This window comes from Pseudescherichia sp., from assembly GCF_031979925.1.
Taxonomy (GTDB): Bacteria; Pseudomonadota; Gammaproteobacteria; order Enterobacterales; family Enterobacteriaceae; genus Pseudescherichia.
Genome location: NZ_DALZFB010000004.1, coordinates 109,745 through 123,456 on the forward strand (window position 1 = coordinate 109,745; position 13,712 = coordinate 123,456).

Here is a 13,712-nt window from a genome sequence, read left to right on the forward strand (position 1 = left end):
CTAGTTTCGGTTACGGGTGACCTTGATCACGTCCGGCAGCACGCGGATTTTGCGCATGATATTCGCCAGGTGCACGCGATCGCGGCAGGTCAGACGAATAAAGGCGCTATAGACGCGACCATCTTTCTCTTCCGTATTCAGACTTTGAATATTGGAAGAGGCCGTGTTGATTGCCGCCGTCAGGTTTGCCAGCGCACCCTGATGGTTGAACATATCAACCTTGATCTCGGTGATAAACTCCTGCGCCGTCTCTTTATCCCACTCGACCGCCATAAACTTCTCTGGCTCTTTCTGGTAGCCACGGATGTTACGGCAGGACTCATGGTGGATCACCAGCCCTTTACCGGGGCTAACGTGCGCAATAATCGGGTCGCCGGGGATCGGACGGCAGCATTTCGCAAAGGTGATCAGCACCCCGTCCGCGCCCTTAATCGGCAGATGGCCATGGCTTGGCGTCGTTGTCGCTGTCGGCGCAGAGGCTTCGCCCTGCTGCAGGTTTTTCGCCACCACCACGCTCATAGCGTTGCCGAGGCCGATCTCTGCCAGCAGATCGTCAAGGGAGACAAGCTTCATACGCACCAGCTCTCGCTGGATATGTTCGGTCGGGATCTCCGCCAGCTTGCGGCTGCCGCCGAGGGCATGATTCAGCAGACGACGGCCCAGGCTCACCGAGTCATCACGCTTGAGGTTTTTCAGCATCTGGCGGATTTTGGCGCGCGCTTTCGAGCTCACGACAAAGTTAAGCCAGGCGGCGTTCGGGCGTGCGCCCGGCGCGGTAATAATCTCTACCGTCTGACCGCTGGTCAGCGGCTGCGATAGCGGATAGGGCTGTCGATCGACGCGCGCGCCTACGCAGGCGTGGCCGATATCGGTATGCACCGCATAGGCAAAGTCGACCGGCGTCGCACCGGCAGGCAGCTCAACGATGCGCCCTTCCGGTGTGAAAACGTAAATCTCATCGGGGAAGAGATCGGATTTAACGCTCTCGATAAATTCAAACGAGCTGCCCGCGCTCTGCTGAAGCTCAAGCAGGCTCTGCATCCAGCGCTGGGCGCGGATCTGTGCGGTGGTGCTGCTTTCACCGTGCTCTTTATACGCCCAGTGTGCCGCAACCCCCATCTCTGCCATCTGGTCCATATCTTCAGTACGGATCTGCACCTCAACCGGCACGCCGTGCGGGCCAATCATGGAGGTGTGCAGAGACTGATAGCCGTTCGCTTTCGGAATGGCGATATAGTCCTTCATGCGTCCTGGACGCGGCTTGTAGAGGCTGTGCATCTGGCCCAGCACGCGGTAGCAGGTGTCGAGATCGTGGACAATCACCCGGAAAGCATAGATATCCATGATCGAGTGAAAACGCTGCTCTTTCAGCACCATTTTGCAGTAGATGGAGTAAAGATGCTTCTCACGACCGCTGACACGGCAGGGAATTCCTGCCTCCTGCAAGCGACCTTCGATCTCCGAGAGGATTTTTTGGATCATCTCTTTACGGTTACCGCGCGCGGCCTTAACGACCTCTTTGATGACGCGGTAGCGGTTCGGGTGTAGCGCCTCAAAGCCCAGCTCTTCCAGCTCGGTTTTGATGTGGTGAATACCTAAGCGGTGCGCCAGCGGACTGTAGATTTCGAGGGTTTCACGGGCGATGCGGCGACGTTTGTCCGGGCGTAGCGAGCCCAGCGTGCGCATGTTATGGGTGCGGTCAGCAAGCTTGATGAGAATGACGCGGATATCCTGCACCATCGCCATGATCATCTTACGAAAGTTTTCGGCCTGCGCCTCTTTCTTATCGCGGAAATTCAGCTTATCAAGCTTTGAGACCCCTTCCACCAGCTCGGCCACGGTTTTGCCAAACAGCTGCTCCATGTCCTGATAGGTGGCGGGGGTATCTTCGATTACGTCATGCAGCAGGGCGGCCATCAGCGTTTCGTGGTCGAGTTTCATCTCGGCCAGAATACAGGCCACCGCTACCGGGTGCGTAATGTAGGGTTCACCGCTTGAACGTGTCTGGCCCTCGTGAGCGTCACGTGCAACGAGATACGCCTGCTGGAGACGTTTGATCTGGTCTTCCGGCAGGTAGGTGCGAATCAGTTGATTCAGGCTTTCAAACAGATACAAGGGTGACCTGCAGCGTTATTAACGACGACCTTCAGCAATAGCGGTGACGGCCTGTAATTCTGCGGCTTCCTGCTCTTGCTGCTCCTGGCGCTCACGTACGTCGAGGATCTGGTTGTTGATCAGACCTTCTTCGATTTCGCGCAGCGCGATAACGGTAGTTTTATCGTTCTCTTCCGCTACCAGCGGATCTTTACCGCCAACCTGCATCTGACGAGCGCGACGCGCGGCCACCAGTACCAGGTCAAAACGGTTACCAATTTTCTCTACAGCGTCCTGAACAGTTACGCGTGCCATACTTAAAGTGCTCCACAGATGAAGAAATGACTGGGCATGATACTGAAACCAGGTTCAATCTGCCAATAGTTTGCTGATTAAAGCGTCATGTCGCTGCATTTGGCGGCCCATGCGCAGACGTTCAGCACGGATGATGGTCTTCATGTCGCTGATAGCGGTATCAAAATCATCGTTCACAACCAGATAATCATATTCGGCGTAATGGCTCATTTCTGCAACAGCCTGGGCCATACGCTTAGCAATAACCTCTTCGCTATCCTGACCACGGCCACGCAGGCGGCGATCCAGCTCCAGCTTCGACGGCGGCAATACAAAGATGCTGCGCGCCTGGGGCATTTTTGCACGGATCTGCTGCGCACCCTGCCAGTCGATATCGAGGAAGACGTCTACGCCCGTGGACAGTACCTGCTCGATGGCTGCCCGGGACGTACCGTAGTAGTTACCAAACACTTCTGCATGCTCAAGGAACGCATCGTTGCCAATCATGGTTTTAAACTCGTCATGATTCACAAAGAAGTAGTGTTCACCGTGCACTTCACCGGGACGCGGCGCGCGCGTGGTGTGTGAAACAGAAACCTGGGTGTCGTACAACGGTTGGGTCTTTAACAAAGCCTGAATGAGGCTTGATTTACCCGCGCCACTGGGAGCGGAAACGATATAGAGCGTGCCTTGAGCCATGAGTATCTTTATATGTAATGAACGAACGGAAATGTCTACATACGTGCCTATTATACACGTCGGCACCCTTTAACGTAGTTTTTGTCACATTTTCGCACGAGATTATTGCATTTTGCGTACTCTCTTCCCGATCCAATTCTCGTTTGCAGCAACGTTTTAAAAAGTGCTGAAGCCGCCTCGCAGCCTGCTGTTTTGCCAGTCGTCGGCCGGTTCGCTACGCGGTATACCGTGCTGGTCGAGGCAAGGGAGGCAAAAAATGTGGAAGCGTAGAGGATTAGCGCTCGGCTTAACTATCTGGAGCTGTTACAGCACCGCGGCCTGTCCGTCCTGGTCGCCCTTTCGGGCGCAGCTGGAGATCGCCCGGCTCCAGCGACAGGTCAGCCAGTGGAACGTGGCATACTGGCGAGAGGGGAGCAGCGGAGTAAGCGATGCGGTGTACGATCGCCTCAGCGATCGGCTGGCGCAGTGGCAGCGTTGCTTTATATCCCAACCGCTGCCCGACGTCTCAGCGCCGCCCGCGAACGGCACGGTGCCGCATCCGGTAATGCATACCGGGGTGCGCAAGCTGGCGGACAAGTATGCCCTTAAACGCTGGATGAGCGATCGCCGCGATGTATGGGTGCAGCCTAAGATCGATGGGGTAGCGGTGACCCTCGTCTACCGTAACGGGCAGCTTGTGCAGGCAATCAGCCGGGGCGATGGCCGCAAAGGTGAGTCGTGGACGGAGAAGGTGCGCCTTATTCCGTCTCTGCCTAAACGACTTGCCGGGCCGCTGGCAAACAGCGTGCTACAAGGGGAGATCTATCTGGCGCGTGAGGGGCATATTCAGCAGCGGATGGGCGGCATCAATGCCCGAGCAAAAGTAGCGGGCGCGCTAATGCAGCGGGAGAACTCCCCTCTGCTGAATGAGCTGGCGCTCTTTGTCTGGGCGTGGCCAGACGGACCTGCCGCGATGGAGAAGCGCCTGACGCTGCTGAGCGAAGCCGGGTTTGGCACTAGCGCGCGTTTCAGCCTGTCGGTGAAAAACGCGGATGAGGTTGAGACTATCCGCACCCGCTGGTTCACCTCGCCGCTGCCCTTTGTCACTGACGGGGTGGTGATCCGTAGGGCGAAAGAGCCGGAGGGCAAGCGCTGGCGGCCCGGCGAAGGCGAGTGGGTTGTGGCCTGGAAATATCCGCCCGTTGAGCAGGTCGCCGAGGTGATGAACATCCGCTTTGCTACCGGGCGCAGCGGTAAGATCGCCGTAGTGGCCGAGCTGGAGCCGGTACAGCTGGATGACAAGACGGTGCGTCGGGTAAACCTTGGCTCCGTCCGCCGCTGGCATGAGTTGGATATTGCCCCGGGCGATCAGGTTCAGGTGAGCCTGGCGGGCCAGGGGATCCCGCGCATCGATCGGGTGGTATGGCGCAGTCTGGCGCGCGATAAGCCCGAGCCGCCGCCCGCGCATTTCAACGCTCTTACCTGCTTTTATGCCTCACCTGAATGCCTGCCGCAGTTTTTTGCCCGGCTGGTATGGCTCAGTTCGAAGCAGGTGCTTGATATTCCAGGGTTGGGCGACGCGGGTTGGCGGCTCCTGCATCAGACGCACCGCTTTGAGCACATCTTCTCCTGGCTGGCCCTCACCCGACAGCAGCTAGAGAACACGCCGGGGCTGAGCGCAGCCAGAGGAGAGCAGATCTGGCACCAGTTTAATCTGGCCCGCGAGCGGCCGTTTATCCGCTGGGTGATGGCGCTGGGCCTGCCGCTCACCCAGGCCGCGCTGCGGCTCACAAGCGACAGCAGCTGGTCACAGTTTACCGAGCACAATGAGCTTAGCTGGCAGCAGCTGCCGGGCGTGGGTGCAGAGAAGGCGCGGCAGTTGGTTGCCTTCGTGCACCATCCGCTGGTGCAGAGTCTCACCGCTTGGCTGGCGACGCAGGGAATAAGGGGGTTTTAGATTCCGAAGCTAACCGATGCAGGTAATGACCGCGTCGTTGAGCAACGTATAGCTGCCGTTAAAGTCGGTTCCACATTTTAGCTTTGGCGTTAAGGTCTCGGTGAGGGTCAGGGTAAAGCGCTGCTCTACTTCATCGACGTAAGTGACCTTTGCTGCCTGGAAATCAAAGTAGCGCCTCACTTCAGGCCACTGGGATTTATACAGGCTCTCCTTAGCGGAAAAGAGTGTTAACAGCGCCTGCGGGTAGGGCAGCGTCAAAGCGGATAGCAGCTTCTGCTCGTCTGGCGAGGCGAACATATCCGCCGTCTCCAGCATGATCTCGGGCTGCCACTGCTCGATATCGATACCGGGCATTAATCCCGTAGACTCAGGCGCAATCGCCACCAGTGCGTATCTGTCGCTGTGGGAGATACTGCCTCGCCAGCCAGACGGCCACTGGGGAACGCGATCGTGGGTGCCTATCACCGTTGAGGCTGCCTGCGCCTGCTCGAGCAGTACCTGCCCGCAGTAGCGGCTCGCCAGGTATTCGGCTCTGCGCTTTGCCACCGCATTAGCCAGCGCCGTCGGGAACGGCTGCGAGAAACGCTGGAACAGCGCGTCGCTGTAGTGTGCCCGGTCATACTCAACGAGGCAGTAGGTCAGCGTAGGCAGGTGGCGGATGTAGCCGGACTCCGCACGCCGGATAAAGGGCAGGGCGTCGAAGGTGCGAGTGGGGCAGAGTAGGGTGTTCGTCACTTCACTATTTCACTATCGCAAATTCTCTGCTCCAGAACCACAATACCCCTCCGATTTTTGAACGCATCTCCAACATCAAATGTCATGTGTCGGGAGTGTTTTTTCATGATTAATCAACCATGCCTTGCGTGCAATGCCGCCACCGTAACCCGTCATTGAACCATCCTTTCCGACAACCCGATGACAGGGGATGATAATAGCCACTCTATTCGCGCCACAGGCCGACGCTATCGCACGCGTGGCCATGGGTTTACCAATATCTACCGCAACCGCTCGGTAAGTTGTTGTCTCGCCATAAGAAACTTTCTGCAAACCTTGCCACACAACACTCTGGAATTCACTGCCGGGCGTATCTAACGACACGCTAAAATGCCGCCGCTGGCCCATGAAATATTCACCAATTTCTTTCTCTGCCTGGCGGGTATGACTGTTTTCTCCCGCTATGATACTTGCGTTTAACAGACGCTGTAGATCGCTGAACTCGGTCTCTAACGCTCGTCGGTCAACAAATTCCAGTAAGCAGATACCGCGATCGGTGGCGCATACAAACATCGGCCCCAGCGGAGTCGTAAACCGGTGGATTAAAATAACCTGACGCCGTGAACTTGGCGCGGATCCGGTCAATTTTTTACAGGTGTAGCCAAAGCCGCTCAGAGAATCATAGCCATTGTCGAATGCGACATCCGTTGCTGAGCGGCCTGCTTTAAGTTCCTGTAGCGCCACGTTAACGCGCTGCATACGTTGAAACGCCTGAAAGGTGAGCCCATGGTTCTGCAGAAACCAGCGCCGTACTCGCTCCGGGCTAATATTATGCTGGCGCAGTTTCGCATCGCTAATGCGCTCTTTTGGCGTGTCTCGAACCAACTGTAACGCCTGTTCGATGAAATCGGGTGAAGTACAGGCATTTTCCATTGGACGGCAAATTTTGCACGGGCGAAATCCGGCAGCAAGCACGGACTTAAGATCCTCATAAAAATCGACATTTTCTCGCCTGGGTTTCCGTGCCCGGCATACTGAGATACAGAACACGCCTGTCGTTTTGACGCCGACGAAAAAGACACCGGTAAACTCTGTGGAACGTGCAAGCAAAGCCTGATACCACACATCGCATTGGACATTATCAGTTATTTTCATAGTTAAAAACGTCCGAAAAGGATTGGTTTGCCTGAATCTTACAGAGCGACTCTTTTAACCTGTCTTGCATTGCGGCATGGATAAAATTGCCCATAGAAATACGTCGAACACCCAGCGAAGCCAGCGTGCCGAAATCTGGAAGCGTCGGCATACACATAACATTCAAAGGCAGGGTAACGTGACGCGTCAGAGCAGCAATACTATCAGGTTGCGTCACGCCAGGGACAAATAATCCATTGGCACCATGGGCGGCGTATAGCTGACCACGAGACAGTGTCTCTTCAAGCGCATCCTCTATGTTGAGTAAAAACGTATCGGTACGAATATTAAAAAATATACTGGGGCAAGCGGCGGTGAGTTCTTGAATTTTTCTGGCAAAGGTATGCGCATCATCGAGGCTGCGTACGCCATTCACAACGTGACTATCTTCTATGTTTATGCCTACAACGCCAGCCCGGGCCAGACGATGGATATTTTCAATGATGCGGCTTGTTATATCGCCATAACCCGATTCCAGGTCAACGGTTAAGGGCAGTGATGTGACTGCTTTAATGCGGGTAACGATAAATAGCAGCTCGTCAAAACTCATATCTTCGCCATCTTCATACCCTAGCAGAGTGGCAATAGCGGCACTGGATGTGCCCAGCGCATAATACCCAGCCTGTTGTGCTGCCAGAGCGCTGCTGGCATCCCAGACGTTAGCGATAAGTAGGGGTTGGTTTTGGTGATGAAGCGCATTGAAATCCATGATTCTCTCCGGATGTGATTTTCCGATGAGTGTGGGGTTTCGCACATCCTTCTCACAACCGAAAAATGGACGACTATTTTTAAGTACAGTAGTAATGCGGTAAGCAATATCATAAAAAGAAAAAGGCCATTTTTTACAATGACCTTTTCATTTAGATGGCATAAAAAGAGATAGCTTTAAGCATCACTCAATATTCTGAATCTGCTCGCGCATCTGCTCAATCAGTACCTTCAGCTCGATAGCAGAGGTCGTGATATCCGCATTAATAGACTTAGACGCCAGGGTGTTCGACTCGCGGTTGAACTCCTGCATCATAAAGTCCAGGCGGCGGCCAACGGCCTCTTTCTTCTTCAGAATGTTGTAGGTCTCTTTAACGTGCGCGTCGAGGCGGTCCAGCTCTTCGGCCACGTCGATGCGCTGGGCCATCAGCACCAGCTCCTGCTCAAGGCGGTTGTTCTCCAGCTGCACCTGGGCATCTTCCAGCTTGGCTACCAGACGCTCGCGCTGCCATTTCAGCACTTCCGGCATCTGGGCGCGTACTTTCGTCACCTCTTCGCTAACGCCTTCCAGACGCTGCTCGATCAGGCTCTTAAGCGCCTGGCCTTCGGTCTCACGAGCGACGATAAAGTCATCCAGCGCGCCGTCCAGCGCGGCGAGGATCTCAGCGGCAATCGCATCCAGATCCTGCTCCTGGGCGGCCATCACGCCTGGCCAGCGCAGAATATCAACTGGGTTGATTTCACCCTCGTCGCTCTGCATTTTGACCCAGTTCGCCGCAGATACCAGCTGCTTAGCCAGTTTTTCGTTCAGGATTAGCTCGCTCTGGGCGCCGGCATCCGGCTCAAAACGCAGGTTACATTCGATTTTGCCGCGGGTCAGACGGGTGCGGATACGCTCGCGTACCACCGGCTCAAGGCTGCGGAACTGCTCCGGCAGGCGGAACCAGGTCTCCAGATAGCGCTGGTTAACCGAGCGCAGTTCCCAGACTGCGCTGCCCCATTCACCCTTGATTTCACGCCGGGCGTAGGCTGTCATACTGCGGATCATAGACGTTCCTGTTTTTAAAGAGGAGATGGGGGGATTATAGCTTTCGGGGCCTTCTCAAGATAGGAATAAGCGTATTTAGTCCGTATAATGCGCAGCCACATTCGTAGAAGCCGGAGAAATCATCATGCGTCCAGCAGGCCGTAGCGCTAATCAGGTGCGTCCCGTCACCCTGACCCGAAACTATACAAAACACGCTGAAGGTGCCGTGCTGGTTGAATTCGGTGACACTAAAGTTCTGTGTACCGCCTCTATTGATGAAGGCGTGCCGCGTTTTCTGAAAGGCCAGGGCCAGGGGTGGATCACCGCTGAGTATGGCATGCTGCCGCGCGCTACCCATACCCGTAACCCGCGTGAAGCCGCGAAAGGCAAGCAGGGCGGCCGTACGCTGGAGATTCAGCGCCTGATCGCCCGCTCTCTGCGCGCTGCCGTAGACTTAAAAGCGCTGGGTGAATTCACCATTACCCTCGACTGCGATGTGATCCAGGCCGATGGCGGTACGCGTACCGCCTCTATTACCGGGGCGTGCGTGGCGTTGGCAGATGCGCTGAACAAGCTGGTTGCCGCAGGCAAGCTGAAGACCAACCCGATGAAAGGGATGGTTGCAGCGGTCTCCGTGGGCATCGTCAACGGCGAAGCGGTGTGCGATCTGGAGTATGTTGAAGACTCCGCCGCTGAAACCGATATGAACGTAGTAATGACCGAAGATGGCCGGATGATCGAGGTGCAGGGCACCGCCGAGGGCGAGCCGTTCACCCATGAGGAGCTGCTCTCGCTGCTGGCGCTGGCCAGAGAGGGGATTGAATCCATCGTAGCGACGCAGAAGGCGGCGTTAGAGAATTGATTTAAGGGCGACCGTTGAGTCGCCCTTTTTTTTACGCGTCATACTTCACGCAGCCTCTTTGTCGTCTGCCGTTAGTCACCCCAGTCACATAGTTATCTATGCTCTTGGGGATAACTTACGTTGCCTTCGCGATGCTGCGCGAATTATTTAGCGTAATCATAATGTAAGAATGAATGTGAAATGAGGAGCAGAACCATGAAACCGTATCAGCGCCAGTTTATTGAGTTTGCGCTTAACAAGCAGGTACTTAAGTTCGGCGAGTTTACGCTGAAATCCGGGCGTAAAAGCCCCTATTTCTTCAACGCCGGGCTGTTTAATACCGGGCGCGATCTGGCACTGTTAGGCCGTTTCTATGCCGAAGCGCTGGTAGATTCCGGTATCGACTTTGATCTGCTGTTTGGCCCAGCCTATAAAGGTATTCCCATTGCCACTACGACGGCGGTGGCGCTGGCGGAGCACCACGAACGTGACGTGCCCTACTGCTTCAACCGCAAAGAGGCCAAAGACCATGGCGAGGGCGGCAATCTGGTCGGCAGCGCGCTGCAGGGCCGCGTGATGCTGGTGGATGACGTGATCACCGCCGGAACCGCTATCCGTGAGTCAATGGAGATTATCCAGGCTAATGGCGCGACGCTGGCTGGCGTGTTGATCTCCCTTGACCGCCAGGAGCGCGGGCGCGGGGATATCTCCGCGATTCAGGAGGTCGAGCGCGACTACGGCTGCCAGGTAATTTCTATCATTACCCTGAAGGATCTGATTGCCTATCTGGAAGAGCGCCCAGAGATGGCGAACCATCTGGCGTCGGTGCAGGCGTATCGGGAAGAGTTTGGGGTTTAAGCGTTAAACTGCCCGGTGGCACGAATGCTTACCGGGCTTATGGATTAATGTAGCTGAGCGACCATCAGCGGCCAGCGGACGTCAAAATCGTCCGTAGGCCGGTATTTGAACTCGCTGCGTACAAAGCGCGACAGCATACCTTCACACTGGGCCAGTAGCTGGCTCGCCAGCAACGTTTCATCCACGGTAAAGCCTTCGCCCTCGCGCATTTTCCGTTCGCGCAGAACCTGCCTCAGCTGCGACTCAATTCGCTCAAACAGCTGGTTAATACGGCTCTGGAGGCGATCCTGCTCAAACATCAGTGCATGACCGGTGAGGATCCGCGTCAGCCCCGGATTACGCTCGCCGAAACCTAAAATCAGCTGAATAATAAGTCGCAGGCGTGCCAGCGTATCTTTCTCATCTTTTAGGATTAAGTTGATACGCGTCGTCAGGCTATCTTCGATAAACTCGATCAAGCTGTCAAACATGCGCGTTTTGCTTGGAAAATGACGATAAAGAGCTGCTTCGGAGACGCCAACCGACGCCGCCAGCTTGGCTGTGGTAATGCGTTGGCTGCCATCGCTGGATTCAAGCATGAGTGCCAGAGACTGAAGTATCTCTTCGCGACGATTCCTTTTCGCGGTTTGTTTTTCTGCCATCTTTTAGACGCATCCTGGATGATATAAGGATGAGGCGACCTACTGACGCCCGGAATGGCCGAAGCCGCCTTCACCACGTTCAGAGCTGTCAAACTCCTCTACCAGGTTGAACTCTGCCTGCACCACCGGCACAAATACCATCTGTGCAATACGTTCGCCCGGCTCAATGGTGAAACTCTCTTTGCCGCGGTTCCAGACGGAGACCATCAGTTGCCCCTGGTAATCTGAATCAATCAGGCCAACCAGGTTGCCCAGCACCACGCCATGCTTATGGCCAAGGCCCGAGCGTGGTAAAATCACGGCGGCCAGTGACGGATCGGCAATGTGAATAGCCAGGCCGGTTGGCAGCAGCACTGTTGCGCCCGGAGCCAGCTCTACGGCGTCATCAAGACAGGCTCGCAGGTCAAGACCGGCAGAGCCGGAGGTGGCGTAGGTTGGCAGCGGAAACGCTTTGCCAACGCGCGGGTCCATAATTTTAACGTCGATTTTTTTCATCATAACGGGTAACGATCTCGTCCAGTAGTAGTTGTCCCAGAAGTGCTTTGCGCTCAAGCGGCAAGACTTTGTCGCCGTCCTGCCAGAAAAGGTGTAATGCGTTGCTGTCGCTGTTAAAGCCTTGATTTTCACCAGATACGTCGTTGGCGCAGATCAGATCAAGGTTTTTGCGGATACGTTTTTGCCGGGCGTATTCTTCCACATTATTTGTTTCGGCGGCAAACCCTACCACATAGGGGCGGTTCGTACTCAGCGCGGCAACACCGGCAACGATATCCGGGTTTTTAACCATTTTTATTGTAATTTCATCGCCTTGCTTTTTGATCTTCTCATCGGCAACGGCGGCAGCGCGGTAGTCAGCGACGGCAGCACAGCCGATAAAAATCTGCTGCGACTGAACCTGAGCCTGTACGGCGGCGTCCATCTCCAGTGCGGTCATGACATCAATGCGCGTCACTCCTGTCGGCGTCGGCAGCGAAACCGGGCCGCTCACCAGCGTCACGTTCGCGCCAAGACGGGCAGCGGCGGTGGCAATGGCAAAGCCCATCTTGCCGGAGCTTTTGTTGGTGATATAGCGCACCGGATCCAGCGGTTCCTGCGTCGGGCCAGCGGTAATCATGATATTCAGATGTTGCAGCGTTTTGACAGGCGAAAAATGCGCTGCGGCCAGATCGACAATAGTGAGCGGGTCGAGCATGCGGCCTGGTCCAACGTCACCGCAGGCCTGGCTGCCGCTGTCCGGCCCCCACTGCAGCAGGCCTCGGGCGGCCAGCACGCTCAGATTATGCTGCGTGGCGGCGTTGCGGTACATCTGCTGGTTCATCGCCGGTACGACCGCGACGGGTGACGGCGTGGCCAGGCAGATCGTCGTGACCAGGTCGTTAGCCATACCGGCGGCCACGCGGGCAATCAGGTCGGCAGTTGCCGGGGCGAGGATCACCAGGTCAGCCCACTTGCCCAGCTCGATATGCCCCATTGCCGCTTCGGCAGCCGGATCCAGCAGGCTATCGGAAACCGGATAGCCCGATACCGCCTGCAAGCTCAGGGGGGTGATAAAGGCTTTGGCACCCTCTGTCATTGCCACGCGCACCTCTGCGCCGCGATCGCGCAGACGACGTACCAGCTCCGGCGTTTTATAGGCAGCAATGCCGCCGCTCACGCCGAGAACAATTTTTTTACCGGCCAGGCTCATCATGATTCATTCCTGTTGGGTTTCACCAGAAGGTGAGCATTTTATCACACTCTGTAAAGTGAGGTGCTTTTGCGCATCACGCCCTTTACGAGCTGCCACGCAAAAGCGAAAACCGCAGGTCGAACCACCGATCGCGCCGTGGCAAAATAGGGTTTTCACAGGGAGGAGCGCTATGGAAACGGCGAGATCGCTGACGGCATATGAGAACGTGCCGCGTGAAAAGATGCCCCGCGAGAAGATGCTGCGCCTGGGAATAGCATCCCTCACCGACATCGAACTGCTGGCGCTGTTTCTGCGTACCGGTACGCCGGAGCGCAGCGTGATGGCGTTTGCCGAATATCTTGTCGCGCATTTCGGTTCGCTTTACGATCTGCTCTCTGCGGATGCGCAACAGTTTGCCGAGGTATCGGGAATCGGCGTGGCAAAGTTTGCCCAGCTCAAAGGCATTGCCGAGCTGGCGCGCCGCTATCATGCTTCTAGTATTCAAGAGGCGCTGACGCTGGACAGCCCGCAGGCCACCAGAGCGTTTCTACAAAGCCAGCTTGCCGAGGAGCCGCGCGAGATCTTTCTGGTCATCTATCTCAATAACCAGAACCGGGTGCTCAGGCACAGCCGCCTCTTTTCCGGCACGTTAAGCCACGTTGAGGTTCATCCGCGGGAAATTGTCCGGGAAGCCATCGCGATCAACGCTGCCGCCGTGATCCTTGCCCATAATCATCCTTCGGGTTATGCAGAACCCAGTTTTGCTGATAAACAAATCACTGAACGTGTGGTAAAATGTTGTGAATTCATGGATATCCGTGTATTAGACCACCTCGTTGTAGGCCGGGGAGAGTGGGTTTCATTTGCTGAACGTGGTTGGATTTAAACCACCCCGCGCGATCCAGCGGGATCTTTGTCTGTTCGGGACTTGAGCACACAGCCGACACAGCGTATACTACGCCACCTTTGAGAATCTCGGGTTTGGCATTTGGGCCTGGCAATCGCGAGTTCACACTGAACCGCCGTGACCGGGCCTT

14 protein-coding genes are annotated in these 13,712 nt (G+C 55.9%); 4 read left to right on the forward strand and 10 right to left on the reverse strand.

What is annotated here, in order from left to right; all coding sequences use genetic code 11:
* Genes spoT through gmk form a run of 3 tightly spaced genes read right to left on the reverse strand, consistent with a single transcriptional unit; the run spans window position 1 to window position 3,087 of the window.
* Complete coding sequence (gene spoT, locus RTM13_RS08875; protein WP_312211699.1) at window positions 1–2,115, reverse strand: bifunctional GTP diphosphokinase/guanosine-3',5'-bis pyrophosphate 3'-pyrophosphohydrolase; 2,115 nt, start codon at window positions 2,113–2,115, stop codon at window positions 1–3.
* 18 nt (window positions 2,116–2,133) lie between these two features.
* Complete coding sequence (rpoZ, locus tag RTM13_RS08880) at window positions 2,134–2,409, reverse strand: DNA-directed RNA polymerase subunit omega (RefSeq protein ID WP_031523238.1); 276 nt, start codon at window positions 2,407–2,409, stop codon at window positions 2,134–2,136.
* A gap of 54 nt (window positions 2,410–2,463) precedes the next feature.
* Window positions 2,464–3,087: a guanylate kinase gene (gene gmk, locus RTM13_RS08885; RefSeq protein ID WP_312211700.1), complete on the reverse strand. Its 624-nt coding sequence runs from the start codon at window positions 3,085–3,087 to the stop codon at window positions 2,464–2,466.
* Window positions 3,088–3,343: 256 nt separating this feature from the next.
* Between gmk and ligB the strand changes: the two genes are divergently transcribed.
* Entirely contained in the window at window positions 3,344–5,023 is a 1,680-nt protein-coding gene (gene ligB, locus RTM13_RS08890; RefSeq protein ID WP_312211701.1) for an NAD-dependent DNA ligase LigB, read from the forward strand.
* A gap of 9 nt (window positions 5,024–5,032) precedes the next feature.
* Here the strand turns inward: ligB and RTM13_RS08895 are convergent, their stop codons facing one another.
* The 4 genes from RTM13_RS08895 to RTM13_RS08910 form a co-directional block, all read right to left on the reverse strand.
* Entirely contained in the window at window positions 5,033–5,758 is a 726-nt protein-coding gene (locus RTM13_RS08895) for a 4'-phosphopantetheinyl transferase superfamily protein (protein ID WP_312211702.1), read from the reverse strand.
* Window positions 5,759–5,833: 75 nt separating this feature from the next.
* Entirely contained in the window at window positions 5,834–6,892 is a 1,059-nt protein-coding gene (locus RTM13_RS08900) for a methylated-DNA--[protein]-cysteine S-methyltransferase (protein ID WP_312211703.1), read from the reverse strand.
* On the reverse strand, window positions 6,879–7,640 hold the full coding sequence (locus RTM13_RS08905) for an isocitrate lyase/phosphoenolpyruvate mutase family protein (protein WP_312211704.1): 762 nt from the start codon (window positions 7,638–7,640) through the stop codon (window positions 6,879–6,881). The genes RTM13_RS08900 and RTM13_RS08905 overlap by 14 nt, the downstream gene beginning before the upstream one ends.
* A 183-nt stretch (window positions 7,641–7,823) precedes the next feature.
* Complete coding sequence (locus tag RTM13_RS08910; protein ID WP_312211705.1) at window positions 7,824–8,687, reverse strand: YicC/YloC family endoribonuclease; 864 nt, start codon at window positions 8,685–8,687, stop codon at window positions 7,824–7,826.
* A 124-nt stretch (window positions 8,688–8,811) separates the two neighbouring features.
* Here RTM13_RS08910 and rph point away from each other — a divergent pair, with 124 nt between their 5' ends.
* Both rph and pyrE read left to right on the forward strand, forming a co-directional pair.
* Window positions 8,812–9,528, forward strand: a complete 717-nt coding sequence (gene rph, locus RTM13_RS08915) for a ribonuclease PH (RefSeq protein WP_312211706.1) — start codon at window positions 8,812–8,814, stop codon at window positions 9,526–9,528.
* A 195-nt stretch (window positions 9,529–9,723) separates the two neighbouring features.
* Entirely contained in the window at window positions 9,724–10,365 is a 642-nt protein-coding gene (gene pyrE / locus RTM13_RS08920) for an orotate phosphoribosyltransferase (protein ID WP_312211707.1), read from the forward strand.
* Window positions 10,366–10,409: 44 nt separating this feature from the next.
* Here the strand turns inward: pyrE and slmA are convergent, their stop codons facing one another.
* The 3 genes from slmA to coaBC are packed head-to-tail and all read right to left on the reverse strand — an operon-like array spanning window position 10,410 to window position 12,693.
* Window positions 10,410–11,006 carry a nucleoid occlusion factor SlmA gene (gene slmA / locus RTM13_RS08925; protein WP_042393345.1) on the reverse strand — a complete coding sequence of 199 codons (597 nt, stop codon included), beginning with the start codon at window positions 11,004–11,006 and terminating at the stop codon, window positions 10,410–10,412.
* Between the two features lie 39 nt (window positions 11,007–11,045).
* The gene (gene dut, locus RTM13_RS08930; RefSeq protein WP_312211708.1) at window positions 11,046–11,504 is read right to left on the reverse strand and encodes a dUTP diphosphatase; all 459 of its coding nucleotides are present in this window, start codon (window positions 11,502–11,504) and stop codon (window positions 11,046–11,048) included.
* Window positions 11,482–12,693 carry a bifunctional phosphopantothenoylcysteine decarboxylase/phosphopantothenate--cysteine ligase CoaBC gene (gene coaBC, locus RTM13_RS08935; protein WP_312211930.1) on the reverse strand — a complete coding sequence of 404 codons (1,212 nt, stop codon included), beginning with the start codon at window positions 12,691–12,693 and terminating at the stop codon, window positions 11,482–11,484. Before coaBC ends, dut begins: the two co-directional genes overlap by 23 nt.
* Before the next feature lie 172 nt (window positions 12,694–12,865).
* Here coaBC and radC point away from each other — a divergent pair, with 172 nt between their 5' ends.
* Complete coding sequence (gene radC, locus RTM13_RS08940) at window positions 12,866–13,561, forward strand: RadC family protein (protein ID WP_312211709.1); 696 nt, start codon at window positions 12,866–12,868, stop codon at window positions 13,559–13,561.
* The last annotated feature ends 151 nt before the right edge of the window (window positions 13,562–13,712 follow it).